The organism is Bifidobacterium apousia, from assembly GCF_007559275.1.
GTDB lineage: Bacteria > Actinomycetota > Actinomycetes > Actinomycetales > Bifidobacteriaceae > Bombiscardovia > Bombiscardovia apousia.
This window is the reverse complement of sequence record NZ_VMHK01000004.1, coordinates 78,908-92,218: the sequence shown is the minus strand read 5'-3', so window position 1 is coordinate 92,218 and position 13,311 is coordinate 78,908. Positions and strand designations below refer to the sequence as shown.

6 protein-coding genes are annotated in these 13,311 nt (G+C 64.3%); 2 read left to right on the top strand and 4 right to left on the bottom strand.

The window, feature by feature from the left end:
• The first annotated feature begins 10 nt into the window (after positions 1–10).
• Positions 11–1,357 (top strand): MFS transporter, encoded by a 1,347-nt coding sequence (locus FPK30_RS06315; RefSeq protein ID WP_186279419.1) that lies wholly within the window; start codon positions 11–13, stop codon positions 1,355–1,357.
• 44 nt (positions 1,358–1,401) lie between these two features.
• On the opposite strand, the gene FPK30_RS06310 is transcribed toward FPK30_RS06315, so the two are convergent.
• From FPK30_RS06310 to FPK30_RS06300, 3 genes are all read right to left on the bottom strand, one after another.
• On the bottom strand, positions 1,402–2,598 hold the full coding sequence (locus FPK30_RS06310; RefSeq protein WP_144085779.1) for an Mrp/NBP35 family ATP-binding protein: 1,197 nt from the start codon (positions 2,596–2,598) through the stop codon (positions 1,402–1,404).
• 69 nt (positions 2,599–2,667) lie between these two features.
• Positions 2,668–5,256 carry an NAD-dependent DNA ligase LigA gene (gene ligA / locus FPK30_RS06305; protein WP_144085778.1) on the bottom strand — a complete coding sequence of 863 codons (2,589 nt, stop codon included), beginning with the start codon at positions 5,254–5,256 and terminating at the stop codon, positions 2,668–2,670.
• Positions 5,249–8,680, bottom strand: a complete 3,432-nt coding sequence (locus FPK30_RS06300) for a tetratricopeptide repeat protein (protein ID WP_232345923.1) — start codon at positions 8,678–8,680, stop codon at positions 5,249–5,251. The genes ligA and FPK30_RS06300 overlap by 8 nt, the downstream gene beginning before the upstream one ends.
• Positions 8,681–8,730: 50 nt before the next feature.
• Between FPK30_RS06300 and FPK30_RS06295 the strand changes: the two genes are divergently transcribed.
• Positions 8,731–10,989, top strand: a complete 2,259-nt coding sequence (locus FPK30_RS06295) for a hypothetical protein (protein WP_144085777.1) — start codon at positions 8,731–8,733, stop codon at positions 10,987–10,989.
• A gap of 18 nt (positions 10,990–11,007) precedes the next feature.
• Here FPK30_RS06295 and FPK30_RS06290 read toward each other — a convergent pair whose 3' ends face one another.
• Complete coding sequence (locus FPK30_RS06290; RefSeq protein WP_144085776.1) at positions 11,008–13,245, bottom strand: exo-alpha-(1->6)-L-arabinopyranosidase; 2,238 nt, start codon at positions 13,243–13,245, stop codon at positions 11,008–11,010.
• Positions 13,246–13,311: the final 66 nt, after the last annotated feature.

Here is a 13,311-nt window from a genome sequence, read left to right as displayed (position 1 = left end):
GTGGAGACCGATGCGCTGGCTGCGCGAATTCATGGAGTTGCCCGTCTATCTGCGAGCCATGCTCATCGTGGACCTCATGTGCAACTTCGGCATCGGCCTGGTCATGCCCATCGAGCTGCTCTTCGCCACCCATTCCCTGGGTGCCACCATGAGCGAGGCCGCCCTCCTGGTGACCATCAGTTCAGCAGGGTCCCTGATCTCCAACCCCATCATCGGCTGGGTCTCAGACCGGCGCTCCTCCTGGCTGGCTATGCATACGGCCATGATCTTCTCGGTCATCGGCCCCCTGATCTTCACCGTGGCCCACGACTACCGGGCAGCAGTGGCGGGAGCCTTCGTCTCAGGCTTGGGGATGGGCATGCAGACCTCCTGGGCCAGTATTCTGACACAGATCTCCACCAGGGAGCAGCATCGGATTGTCTATGGAATCAATCAGGCCGAGCTCAACCTGGGCATAGGCCTCGGTGCAGCCGTGGGCGGCCTGCTGGCTGCGGGAGGTCAGGACTTCCTCTATCGGATTGGCTTCGGCGGCAGGGCACTGGGATTCGCCTTGCTTAGCCTGTCCCTGCTGGTCATCGAACGACACTGGCAGCTGCGCCGCCTGACAGCTGAGCTCAAGGCCCAGGCAGAGCGGGAGGTCGTCCAGGAATCCGCAGGGGCAACCCAAGCCCTGAAAGCCAGCCAGAAAGACGGCACAGCAAGCATGGCCGTCAACGGCACCTTCGGCGGACGCACCAGCTCCCTGACCAGGGTGCTGGCCTCAATGGCCCTGCTGACCATGGGAACCTTCTTCATGGACCTGTTCGGCTACTCCCAGTTCGACGCCGGCCTGGTCACCACCCTGATCTCCGATCCGCACATTCCCCGCTGGTCCCTGTCAGTGGTGGACGTGGTCAACACCTTCTCGGTGGTGATCATGAACATCGTGCTGCTGCCCCGGCTCAAGGACGCCAACCATGTGCGCCTGCTGCGCACCGTGCCGGTCTTCTGGGCTGCGGCCTGGGTGATCATCGTCCTGGGCCTGCGCCTGGATTCCACCCCCGGCGCCCTGAGCGTGGCCTCCCTGGGCATCACCATCTTCGGGCTGGGCGAGGTCATGATGGGCATCTCCCAGCCGGTTGTGGCCGCCGAACTGGCCGGTCCATCCTTCAGCGGACGCATGTTCGGCCTGCTCAACACGGCCGCCTCCCTGGGCTACATCGTGGGACCCATGTTCGCCTCCTACATCCTGGCCGGACATGAGGTCATTCCCTTCCTGGCCATGTGCGCCATCGGCCTGGTCGTGCTGGCAGTCCCCTGGTTCCTGGCCATCCCCTCGCGGCAGAACACCAGCCAGCAGAGCCCGGCTGCCCTTTAGCCTCAGAGAAGGCACCGCGTCGGATTGCTACCCTTGTTTAAGAGTCAGTCTTCGCCGGCCGCCCGACGAGCATCGCCTGGCTCCGAACCTTCCATCAGGGTCTTGGCCAGATCTACGAATCTCTTGGTCAGCGGCGAATCATCCAGGGAGCCATCCGGTCTGAGCACGGCCGGCCGACCGGACTCCCCCGACTCGCGCAGGTCGGTCTGCAGGGGCAGCTGTTCCAGCAGGGGCACTTGGTATCCCAGATCCCGGGTCAGCTGGTCAGCCACCCGCTGGCCGCCTCCCTGGCCGAAAATGCGCAGTCGCTCACCATTGTGCTCGTACCAGGACATGTTCTCGATTACACCCTGGACCTTGGTGGGCAGTTGGAGGGCCACCAGCCCTGAACGCACGGCCACCTGCGAGGCCGATGGCTGGGGGGTGGTCACCACAATCAGCCGGCTGTTGGGCAGGGCCTGGGCCACCGAGAGGGCCATGTCCCCGGTGCCAGGAGCCAGATCCAGCAGGAGCACGTCGGGGTCCCCCCACCAGACATCGGAGAGGAACTGTTCCAGCGAGCGCTGCAGGCGAGGACCTCTCCAGAGGATGGCCCGGTCCGACCCGGCGAACATGCCGATGGAGATCAGCTTGACCCCCCAGGCGGTCACCGGCATCAGCATGCCGTGCAAGTTGGTAGGCCGGCTGTGTACGCCGAAGAGCCCAGGCAGGGAGAATCCATAGATGTCCGCGTCAATGGCGGCCGTGTCATAGCCCAGGGCAGCCAGCGTGGCCGCCAGGTTGACGGTCACCGAGGACTTGCCCACGCCCCCCTTGCCCGAGGCGATGGCAAAGATGCGGGTGCCCACGCCTGGTTTGGAGAATGGGTTGCTGCGCCGGGCGGCCTTGAGGTCGGCCACCAGGTTGTCCAGCTTCTCCCGGCTCATGGAGGAGACATCGATATGCGGGCGCAGCCGGGCTCGCGGGTAGGAGGTCACGGTCCCGTTGATCTGGTTGGTGATGGTGGTCGACAGCGGGCATCCCTTGATGGTCAGCTCCACCCGCACGGTCACCTCGTAGTCGGCCTGGGCATCCCTGGCCGGCTCGACAATGATGTCGGTGATCATGCCCAGATCGGTGATGGACCGCCCCAGCTCTGGATCGATGACCCTGCTGAGCCGCTCATAGACCTCCCCCTTGATTCTTCGAGGCAGCTCCTCCAGATTCCGGGTCCCTTCCTTGCGATGCTCTACTTGTTCCATGCCGTCACCATATCGCGCCCAGCCATCGGCTGCTAGGGCGCGGCTGGTCGGATATTGCGAATGTCACAATCAGCCTTGGGCCGGGCTGGGGTCGCCAGTGTCAAGCAGGCGATGGAAAGCCGCCTCGTCCAGGATAGGCAGGCCCAGACTCTCAGCCTTGTCGGCTTTGGAGCCCGGGTTGGCACCGACCACCACATAGGTGGTCTTCTTGCTGACGGACCCTGAGGCCTTGCCGCCGCGCTCCACGATGGCCTCCTTGGCAGAGTCCCTGGAGAAGTCCTCCAAGCTGCCGGTGACCACCACGGTCATGCCTTTCAGGGTCTGGGGCTTGGTGCTGCGTTCGACGTGGGCGCCCACTCCGGCGGCCTGCCAGGCATCCAGGATGCGACCGCGCCAGTCACCGAGCTGTCGGGCGCCCTGGAACCAGTCGTGGATGGAGTGCGCAATCTCGGGGCCCACCCCGTCCAGCTCGGACAGGTCCTCTACGCTGGCCTCCTCCACGGCCTTGAGTGACGGGAATCGGGTGGCGATGGCCCGAGCCGAGGTCGGTCCCAGGTGCCGAATGGACAAGGCGACCAAGACCCTCCACAGGTCGGCATGCTTGGCCTTGTCGATCTCTTCAAGCATCTGCAGGGTGTTCCTGGAGGGTTGGGCGTCGGCACTGTCCAGTGCGGCCTCCTGGATCTGGGTCTCATGACTGTTCATGGCCCGCTCGCCTTGTCCAGCCTGGGCGCCCTTGGGCAGATTATAGAAGGCCGGCACCCGGTACCAGAGGCCGCTGCCGCCAGTCCTGCGCTTGGTTGCGGCACGCCCCTGCCGGCCTTCGACCTCCACCTGCTCCATCAGAGGAACCTCACGCCAGACATAGACCTGACGCAGATCCTCCACCTTCAGGTCGAAGAGTCCTGCCTCGCTGGTCAGGACCGGATCCTGACGTGGCGGAAGCTTCAGGTCCGGATCCGGCTGGTAGGGGGCTGCCTGGCCGCCCTGGTCAACCAGAACCTCACGCAGGCCGGGCGCGTAGACCTCAACGGAATCAGGCCGGTTCTCATCGGGGTTGGTCAGGGCTATGGCGCTCTGCTCCCCCAGATGCTCGATGTCCAGGGCCTTTCGCGAGGCCATATGGATGATCCGCTCGGTCAGCTGGGCCGGGCAGGACTCCACGTTGGGGCAGCGGATGTCCACATCGCCCTCCTTGGCCGGAGCCAGACGGGCGCCACAGCTGGGGCAGGTCTCGGGCATGACGAAGGGTCTCAGCTCCTTCTCGCGCCCCTTCCTGGCCTCGACGACCGGTCCGACCAGCTCGGGGATCACATCGCCCGCCTTGCGGACCACGACCGTGTCCCCGATCAGAATGCCCTTGCGCTTGACCTCAGAGGCGTTGTGGAGGGTGGTTCTGGAGACCGTGGACCCGGCCACGGTGACCGGGGTGAGCACAGCCACCGGGGTGATCCGCCCGGTCCTGCCCACCTGGACGGTGATGTCCAGAAGCCGGGTATTGACCTCTTCCGGGGGGTACTTGTAGGCCACGGCCCAGCGGGGGGCACGGGAGGTGGCCCCCAGCCTGCGTTGAAGATCCCGGTCCTGCAGCTTGACCACGATGCCGTCCAGGGCGTGCTCGATGTCATTGCGGTGCTGGCCGTAATAGTCGATCATGTCCAGGATCTGGTCGAAGGAGGTGACGACCCGGTTGTGGGGGGAGACCGGAATCCCCCACTGCTTGTAGAGGTCGTAGGCCTGGGACTGGTCGATGACCTCGTCGTGTGTCCCCTTGGGATGGGCCGGGCCCCACCTCAGGGAGCCCAGGCCATGGGCGTAGAAGCTCAGACGACGGCTGGCTGTAATGCGCGGATCCTTCTGCCGAAGAGACCCGGCGGCGGCGTTGCGGGGGTTGGCAAAGGGCGCCTTGCCCTCCTTCTCCTGCTGCTCATTGAGAGCGTTGAAGTCGTCGAACCGCATGAAGACCTCGCCGCGGACCTCCACGAACTCAGGGATGTCGCGGGCCGGGCCGGACAGGTTCTGCGGAATGCTTGGGATGGTCCGGACGTTCAGGGTGATATCCTCCCCGGTCACCCCGTCCCCCCTGGTCAGCCCCTGCTCCAGCACCCCGTTGCGATAGAGAAGGTTGAGGGCCAGGCCGTCGATCTTGACCTCGCTGGTCATGGGCAGGGCCTTGTCCTGCGGCCAGTCAAGCTCGCTGCGCAGCCCCTCATACCACTGGCGCAGCTCAGCGACGCTGAAGACATCATCCAGGCTGAGCATCTGGGAGGGGTGGCGGACCGAGGCGAAGTCGTTGGAGAAGGTCCCTCCGACCCGGTGCGTCGGCGACTGGGAGGTGTCCAGGCTGGGGAAGCGGGACTCCAGCTCCTGCAGGCAACGCATCCTGGCATCGTAGGCCGCGTCGGAGGAGACCGGAGCATCGTCTATGTAATAGGCGACCTGGTCGGACTCCACCCAGGCGGCCAGCCTGGACCAGAGACGCTGGGCCTGTTGGGCTCCCAGGGAGTCAAGATCCAGCTCCCCCAGCCGCATGGCATCGGCATCGTCGGGCTGAAGGGAGGCTATCCATCGGTCAGTGCCCGGCCTGGGCCTGGACTGGGCATTCCCGTCCTCATCACTGGTTTGCTGATTATCTTCCTGAGCTGTTTTGTCATGCATTGAGCGACCTCATGAACTGTGCCTGTACCACATCAACACCTTCATTATCGTCGTCGTTCATCCTGGCGGCCGCCATTGACAGGGTCCGGGCCGGGACAAAGAGCCCGCCGTCCACACAGATGCGCGCAGCCTGGCGCACTATGGAGGCCACCTCGGTATGAGGCCAGACCGGCAGGCCATGTTCGGCCAGCACCCGACGGGCCTGCCGGTGGTCTTCGGGCAGGACCACGCACTGGGAGCGGGCCCTGGCCTGCAGCTCGGCCAGCTCGGTCTTGAGGGCCGGTATCCGGTCGGGACTGATATGCTCGCTCATCAAATAGGCCGCAGCAGCCACGTCGAACTCGTCGCGCATCCATGAAGCATAGGCCAGACGGTAGTAGGCGAAGGAGGCATCGTCCCGGTCCAGGGCCACCCGCAGAGCGTTCAGGGTGGCGGCCCGGGCCGAATCCCAGTCCTCCCGGTTGGCCAGCATGACCGCCAGCTTCAGGTGGGAGAGCGGGTAGGCGGGCGCATAGGCCACCATGGCGTTCAGATGCTTGAGGGCTGCCTGGTCCTCCTTGAGCTGGGCCAGCAGGTCGGCTATCTCAAGGTGGGCGTAGAAGAGGTTGTCAGGAATGAGCAGGGTCCGCTCCCCCGGGGTGGCGAAGAGGCGGTTGTAGACCACCCGCTCGGCGTAGGAGTTGAAGTAGCGGGGCACCTGGCCCTCGGCCGCAAAGACGGCATCCATATGGGCGATGGCATCCTGCTCAACCTGTATGCCCTGGGCCGCGCCGCCGGAAAAGAGCAGATCGCGGGCTTTGACGCGCTCCTTGTCCAGCTGGGAGGACAGGGAGAAGTCAAAGTCGGGAACAGGGGTGCCGTCGATCATGGCGCTGGCAACCTGAGGGGCCAGCTGTTCCAGCTCCGGGTCGCCGATGCTCTGGATGATGCCTGTGGCCTCCTGGGCCTTGGCTGCCGAAGTCATGGTCCGGTCCGAGGCCAGCTGATGGAAGCCGCCTACAGCCCTCTGCAGCAGGTCGGCCCGCTGGATGGACAGGTCCACGGCCTTATGCGCGCCCAGGGCCTGGGCTGACTTGTCGGCAAAGGTCACCTCGGAAAACTCGGGCTCCTCCTGGCTGCCATGGGGGCTGAAGTGGTCATCGCGCATGTCGAACACAGCCTCAGTGGGCTTGAGCCCTCCCTGGGAATCCACCTGCATGGCCGCGTCGAAGAAGCGGTAGATGGCACGTGGATCCTTCAGACCTTGTGAACGGATGCGGGAGAGGAAGAGTTCCCTGCTGAAGACCACCGAGACCAGGGTTCGGATGGTCGGATTGCTCTGCAGGGCACTCAGTGGATTCTGGGATGCGTCGTCCTCGGTCTGGTCTGTGGAGGCATCATCATTGGAGATATCCCCGTTCGAGGCTCCATCGGTGGCAGACTCGTCCTTGTCGGATCCATTGGCTGACGACGGCGCTGCAAAGGCTGCAGAGTCAAGGTCCACGCCTTGCATGAGATCCTTGAACTCGCGGTCCACGGATTCCTTTTCACCCTGATCCTCGGCCTTGTCTTCCTCTTCGTCCTGTCCTTGCTCAGGAGCCATCCGGGAGGCGATGGGCTTGGTGGGATCGCCGTGTACGTCGCCATCCTTGGGATCAGCCTTGGACCCAGTGGGAGCCACCTCACCCGAACGCATGCGTTCAAAGGCCTCCAAAGCCTGTCCCATCATGGTCCTGATGGCCGAGTTCTGCTGGTCGACAGCCTCTTCCAGACCGATGGAGTCGATCTGCAGGCTGACCTCGCGCACAGCTGGATCCGCACCGAAGGCCAGTGCGGCCATCATCAGTCCAACGCGCAAGTTGTAATCAGCGCTCATGGCGGAACGTTCGCCCTCGTCCAGGTCCCGCCAGGCCCGTGACTTGTCCTCGTAGCGGCTGGAGGGCATCATGGTGCGCCCTGCCGCAGTGAAGGCCAGAGCCACCTGCCCCTGGGCCAGATTGGACCTGAACTCCACATCAAAACGGAAGGGCAGCCGCAGGGATCGCATGAGCATGGCCAGCGTCTGCCGGTAGACCCACTCGGATTGCACGGGCTCCTGACCCTGGCCGTCCGCCCGCACCGGCAGCGCCTGGGGAGCCTGTTGACGCACCATGACAGCGGTGGCTGCGGCCTTGTCGACCATGGCGTTGATGGCGGTCCGCCCGTCGTCCTCCAGCGGGTCGAAGCGAATCGGATAGTCACCCGGGCGCAGCAGGGCGACAATGGCAGGATCGTCCAAGAGGGCCTGGTCCAGCCGGGTAGCCTGGACGCGGTTGATCGAGTCCTCGGTGGGCAGCGTCCCCAGGCGAGCATTGCGCTCCAGCCAGGCGCTGACAGCGGCAAACCTGTTCAGATTGCCTTCGATGCGCAGGGCCGCCAAGGCGGCGGTGAACTCCAGTCCGTTATCCCAGCTCAGGAAGTAGGCGCCGGAGTAGGAGGAAGCATACAGATGCAGGGGCTCCGCCCCGTGAACGGCCTCCAAACCCGAGACGGGCGACAGGGCCCCGGCCTCACGCATCAGGTCGGCGAACAGATCCTCCAGCCCGGAGACCCGCTGCCCATGGGAGCGTGCCTGGATCATGTCGCCCACGCTGCGTCGGATAGCTCCCATCGGTGCCTCCCGGTTGAGCCGGTAGAAGATGTTGCCCGAGCCGAACCCAGTGAAGGTCCCCTGGATGCGCGGCAGCAGGTAGGCAGCGAAGAAGGCGATGGCCACAGCATCCCGATACTCCAGGTCCAGACGCATCTCCGGAGGCAGCAGGGGCCGCAGCTGCTCCAGGCAATAGCGGCCATTGGATCGCAGCCAGGAGGCCAACCAGCGCAGGTGGCCGGCATCGTCACGACCTACTACAGCACCCTGCAGGGCGCGCACCGGTCCCGAACCCTGTTCTGGATTAAGGCCCAGCCGACGACCGTCGGCCAAGGTCACCTCCTCCTCCCGGCCCAGCAGGAAGGCAGGCTCCATGTTCTGCAAGTCCATCCGGCTCTGCTCGCCAATGAAAACCCGGCCATGGTCGTCAGCCAGAGCGGTCTGGGCAAAGTGACGGCGATCGGTGAAGATTCCCAATGCGAAGCCCCGGCCAGGGGCATCGGGCCACTGGACCCAGCCCAGCGTCAGCCCCTCGGGCACGCCCTGCAGGCGGGGAAAAAGCCGGCGCTTGACAGCAATACCTAAAATACGGCTGTGAGAGGCCAGGAATTCGCGCATCTGCCGATCATCCGGATGGCCTCCCGTCCGGTTGATCAGATCGACCATGTCGGCCACCGAAGAATCCAGGGGACGATCCCCGCGACCCCCTGTGGTCGGCCGAGAGGAGCCCACCAATCCCTCCAGTGCGGAAAGAATGGAACGGCCCAGGCCGGACAGATCCCCGAGCCCCCGGGACTTCTTCGCGTTCTTGGACATACTTTTGATTCTCCCAATCCAGCGCGACATGTCGCCGTTAGAATAAAACCGTGATGACTCTGCCAGCCCTGCGACGACCCACCCCGGCCAGGGGCACGACCGTCCGGCTGCTGGTAGCGCTTGTTGTTGTGCTCATCCTCGAACTGGGAGTATTCAACCTGGCCCATTGGCAGTCGCTGATGGGCTCCAGGTCAAACTCTCCGGCACGGACGACGGGCGATGCCCACTCCCCACCAGGCCGGCTGGGACCAGGGCTGTCCCCTCTGCCAGGCGGGGGCCTGAAAATCACCGATCCGGCTGGCGCTTGGATGGATGTCCCTGTCGCCGATGGACGGGCCTCCTTTCTTCAGGCCCATCTGGCAGAAGACATCGAGGGTTCATTCCTGTCGCAGATCCATGTACGTCTGGACCTGCGCCTGGCCGGCGACAAGGGATGGACCCAGGGCACCCGAGGGCTGGTCTGCCCCGGTCAGGCCCGCAGCCACTACCTGCGCATACGAGGGAAACCCAGCGGCGCCCGGATCCAGTCCCTGCGCCTGTGGATACAGGAACCCGCCGGATCCCGGCTGGAGCTGACCGGTATGACCCCGGCCAAGGTAGTCCCCCTGGATCTCAACCTGGCACGGATACTGATGCTGGCCTGTCTGGCGGCGCTGATCCTGGGCTACCTGCCCGGCTCGATCCTCTGGCGGACCCGGCTGGATACGGGCTCAGCGAGCCAGCGCCTGGTCCTGGCCCTGATTCTGGCCCCACTGGCAGCCTGGTCCTGCTGGAACATCCAACATGATCTGTCCACCTTCACCCCCATGGCCTACCACCAGCCGCATGCCTACGTCTACGACTTCAACCAGTACGATCACGTAGCCCAGGCCCTTCTTCATGGACGCCCCTGGCTGGATCTGGGCCAGGCGCCAGGTCTGGCCAAGGCAGCCAACCCCTATGACATAGCCACCCGCAACGCACTGCTGGCCCAGGACCAGCAACCCATATATTGGGACTATGTCTACCGGGGCGGCCACTGGTACTCCTACTTCGGTGTCCTGCCGGTGCTGCTGCTCTTCCTGCCCTACCGAGTGATCACCGGCCTGGCGCATCCAGGCGGCTATGCCCTTCCCACCAGTTCGGCTGCAGCCCTGCTGGTTGCGGCGGCCACCATCATGACGACTCTGGCCACCATCCGCCTGCTGGCCCGCTGGTTCCCTCGGGTCAACTTGGCCGTGGTCGGCATGGCCCTGATAACCATGCTGGGAGGATCCGGCATGGTCTACCTCTGGTGCCGCCGCAATTTCTATACGATTCCGTTCGATGCCTCCTTGCTGGCCGTGATGACCGGACTCTGGCTCTGGATGGGGGCCAGACGGGTCCAGCAACAGTCTGCGGACGCTGGTGAACATCCGAGTCATCGGTCAACACGTATGTGGACCGTAGAAGACGGGGACCACTCCTGGCATCTGTCCCGAACCCGGCTCTTTTGGGGATCGCTGTCAATGGCTGCCACCCTGGGTTGCCGACCCACCTTCCTGGCCGCCGGTCTGTTGGCACTACCCCTGTTTGCCCAGGAAATACAGGCAGTATTCAGTACCCTGTTCACACGTGGCAGCCATCCTGACGACCTGTCCCGGGGGCGGGCGCTGTCCCTGCTGATCTGCGGCTTCTTGCCGGTCCTCCTGGTGGCCGCTCCCCTGCTCTGGTACAACCGCTGGCGATTCGGATCCCTGCTGGACTTCGGCAACCGGTATCAAATGACCGTCCTGGACCTGACCAACTATCATCCCGGCACCCAGGGCCTGCTTCAGATCTTTGGCTACTACCTGTTGCAGCCGTTGACCAGTCTGCCCCTCTTCCCCTACCTGCAATTCTCCCCGGCTCCCATGCGGATCTGGCACTTCACCGAACCTGGCCTGGGCGGGCTCCTGGTCACCTCCCCGGTACTCTTGCTGGCCATGGCCCTTGTCGCCCTGCCTCGAGTGCGAAACTATCTGCACCGCCGGGGATGGATGCCCGCCTTGATCCTGGTCCTGGCCCTGGCGGTCCTGGTCATGGCCGCAGACTCCTATATTGGCGGATTCTCAGTGCGCTATACCATCGATTTCGCTTGGCTGATCTGCCTGGCCGCCGTGGTGGTCATGGCCGCTGCATCCGCAACATACGAAGACGGCCGCTCCACAGTGGGAGTGGCCGTCATGAGCCTGCTGACACTGGCCTGCCTGGCTGGTCTGATCCTGACATTTGTCAACGCCATGGTCCTGCTGGAGCACTTCGACTCCAGCCAGGCCATGAACGTGGCCGTCTGGTTCCTAGGACCCTGAACCCAGCAGACCTCGGTGTCAGGAGTCCAGACCCTGTTGCTTGAGTGCCTGGCGATACCGGTCGACCATGTCGGCCACGATGCCATTGCCATCGCCGCCCGACAGGGTGATGACCGAGGCCAGAGGCATGGTGTCGAAAAGCTGGGCCGTATTGGGATCGTCGGGCAGCGGTATGCCATCCTGCTCGACACGGTCACGCAGGATGGGCCCGCCGATCGAATTCTCACGCCACTCGGCCATGGTCGATTCGGCATTCAACGGAATGAACCTGCCGTCGCCGTCCACCTGCAGGTCCTGCTCCGCAACCAGATCGCGGCTGGAGGTACCCACCTGGATACGGTAGGTGCCCGCCTCCACATGCCAGGTATCCATGGCTGTGGACCAGTAGGCGAAGTCGCGTTCAGTCAGGTCCATGCTCACTCGGCGGGACTGCCCGGCCTTCAGGAAGACCTTGGCGAAGGCCTTGAGCTCATGGCTGGGCCGGTTCACCCGGCTGGCGCAGGGGGCCACATAGACCTGCACGGTCTGAGCGCCGTCCACCTGCGAGGTGTTGGTCACCGTCACCTCCACCCGAGCCGAGTTGGCTCCGGTCTTGGTCACCGCAACCTGATCCAGGTCAAAGTCGGCATAGGACAGCCCGAACCCGAAGGGGAAGGCCACCGGACGCTGGAAGGTGTCATAGTAGCGGTAGCCCACGTAGACGCCCTCGCCATAGCGGGAGTGACCCTCCTCGCCGGGGAAGGAGGTGATAGTGGGGTTGTCCTCCAGCCGGACCGGGATGGTTTCAGGCAGATGGCCTGAGGGATTGGCGGCGCCGGTCAGCACATCCACCACGGCGCGTCCTCCCTCCTGGCCCAGCAGCCAGGTCTCCAGCAGACCCTTGGTCTTGTCCATCCAGTTGGCAACTGTCACCACGGCTCCATTGGAGAGGACGGCGACCACCCGGTCGTTGACCTCGGAGACAGCCTTGAGCAGAGCCACCTGCTTGTCGGGAAGATCCATGCTGGTGCGGTCGAAGCCTTCGGACTCGGCGTATTCAGGCAACCCCAGGAAGAGCACCACAGTGTCGGCTCCGCGCGCAGCCTCAAGCGCCTGCTGGGTCAGAGCGGGATCCTGCTCCTTGTCGTCCAGCGTGAACCCTGGCGCGAAGTCCACGTTCATACCGGCCTCCTTGAAGCCATCCAGCGCTGAGGAGACCTCGGTCGGTGTGATGTGCGAGGAACCACCGCCCTGGTAGCGCGGAGTCCGGGCGAATTCGCCGATGACAGCGACCTTCTTCTTCGGATCAAGCGGCAGGATCCGATCCTCGTTGCGCAGCAGCACGATGGACTCCTGGGCCGCGCGACGGGCCACGTTGTTGTGCTCCTGGACGTCGTAGCGATACTCCTGCTGGGACATGGCCGGACGGGCCTTGTCGATCAGGTCCAGGATCCCCTGGGCCATCCGGTCCAGCTGTTCCTTGTCCAAGTTGCCAGCCTGCACGGCCTGGACCACCTGGTCGTCAGTGCGGGAGGGCGGCATCTCCAGATTGAGCCCGGCCTGCAGGGCGTTGACCCTGTTGTGGACGGCACCCCAGTCGGACATGACCATGCCCTGGTAGCCCCACTCCCCGCGCAGCACGTCCGTCAGCAGCCAGCGATTCTCCGAGCTGAAGACCCCGTTGATCTTGTTGTAGGCGCACATGATGGTCCAGGGCTTGGCCTTCCTGACCACGTATTCGAAGGCCGGCAGGTAGATCTCGCGCAGGGTGCGTGCGTCGACGTCAGAGCTGACCCTGAGCCGGTCGGTCTCCTGGTTGTTGGCTGCGAAGTGCTTCAGAGAGGTTCCCACGCCCTTGGATTGAACCCCTTCGACCATACCTGCGGCTTCATGCCCAGCCAGGACCGGGTCCTCTGAGTAAAACTCGAAGTTGCGGCCGCCCAGCGGGCTGCGCTTGATGTTGATGCCGGGGCCCAGAATCACGGCGACCTTCTCCTGGATGCACTCTTCGCCCATGGCCTGGCCCACCTGGTAGGTCAGATCCGGGTTCCAGGAGGAGGCCAGCCCGGCGGTCGGAGGGAAGCAGGTGGCCGGAACCGAGCCGTAGACGTCGGAGCCAGTGGCCTTGCGCAGGCCGTAGGGGCCGTCGGTGATCATATAGCCTTCATAGCCCTTGTCGGGAAGCCCCTGCAGGTGCCAGGAGTCGGATCCCGAGGTCAGCGAGGCCTCCTCTTGCAGATCCAAATCCTTAGCTGTGGTATGCGATTCTTCAGTCATGTCTATTGTCCTTTCGGATTCGATTGCCCGGGCCGCCGCTCATCACAGGTCCGGATTACAGGTTTT

Coding starts and splice junctions, on each gene's coding strand:
- ligA (WP_144085778.1), bottom strand. CDS start 5,256: ATGCATGACAAAACAGCTCAGGAAGATAATCAGCAAACCAGTGATGAG.
- FPK30_RS06315 (WP_186279419.1), top strand. CDS start 11: ATGCGCTGGCTGCGCGAATTCATGGAGTTGCCCGTCTATCTGCGAGCC.
- FPK30_RS06300 (WP_232345923.1), bottom strand. CDS start 8,680: ATGTCCAAGAACGCGAAGAAGTCCCGGGGGCTCGGGGATCTGTCCGGC.
- FPK30_RS06290 (WP_144085776.1), bottom strand. CDS start 13,245: ATGACTGAAGAATCGCATACCACAGCTAAGGATTTGGATCTGCAAGAG.
- FPK30_RS06310 (WP_144085779.1), bottom strand. CDS start 2,598: ATGGAACAAGTAGAGCATCGCAAGGAAGGGACCCGGAATCTGGAGGAG.